This window comes from Streptomyces sp. 8L (genome assembly GCF_020176795.1).
Classification (GTDB): domain Bacteria; phylum Actinomycetota; class Actinomycetes; order Streptomycetales; family Streptomycetaceae; genus Streptomyces.
The window spans coordinates 1-920 of the sequence record NZ_JAIUKE010000775.1 but is presented as its reverse complement, the minus strand read 5'-3'; the positions used below and the strand labels follow the sequence as shown (position 1 = coordinate 920).

General features: G+C 68.7%; 1 rRNA gene and 1 pseudogene. Both read right to left on the bottom strand.

The window, feature by feature from the left end:
• Positions 1-595, bottom strand: a pseudogene (locus LCE31_RS38580) (hypothetical protein); the annotation flags it as partial.
• A gap of 250 nt (positions 596-845) precedes the next feature.
• A 5S ribosomal RNA gene (rrf, locus tag LCE31_RS38575) occupies positions 846-920 on the bottom strand; the annotation flags it as partial.

Sequence of the window (920 nt, the reverse complement as noted above, 5' to 3'; positions counted from 1 at the left end):
TCCCGACGGTCACGATCACCCTGACGCGGCGCGGGACGATCATCACGACGGAAACCACCACGATCCCCACCACGACCACGGTCATCCCTGCGGTCGTCACGGCCACCGCGGAAGCCGCCGCGCTGGTCGCCGCCACGGTCGTCACGACGCGGAGCCGGACGGTCATCACGACGAAACGCCGGACGCTCATCCCTGCCACGGAACGAAGACCGCTCATCCCGACGGTCACGATCACCCTGACGCGGCGCGGGACGATCATCACGACGGAAACCACCACGATCCCCACCACGACCACGATCGTCCCCGCGGTCGTCACGGCCACCGCGGAAACCACCACCGCTGGGACGCCCGCCACTGCCGCCGACAGGACGGCCGCCACGGTCGTCGCGGTCACGGCGCACGTATCCGCCGCCGGCACTACCGGGGCGGCCGCCGCGGTCGTCGTCACGGCGCGGCGCGGGACGGTCGTCACGACGGAAACCACCACGGTCGCCGCCACGGTCACGGTCGTTACGGCGGTCGTCGCGGCCGCCGCGGAAACCACCACGCTGGTCGCCACCACGGTCGTCACGACGAGGGGACGGACGGTCGTCACGGCGCCCTCGGAAGCCGCCCCGGTTGTCGCCACTGTCCCCGCGACGCGGCTCGCGCTCAGGACGGTCGTCGGAGGAATTGGGGGACATCGGTTGGACTCCTGTCTTCGGGCACCGTCATCGGTTGACGTACCACAATCGTCGTCGCGCGGTCGGTCGACCGATACGCGGTGGTGTTTCTGCCGCGAAAATCGCAACAAAAAAGGACCCGTGGTCCAGCTTGAATGCTGGACCACGGGTCCCTGAAAAATTGTTCGGCGGCGTCCTACTCTCCCACAGGGTCCCCCCTGCAGTACCATCGGCGCAGTAAGGCTTAGCTTCCGGGTT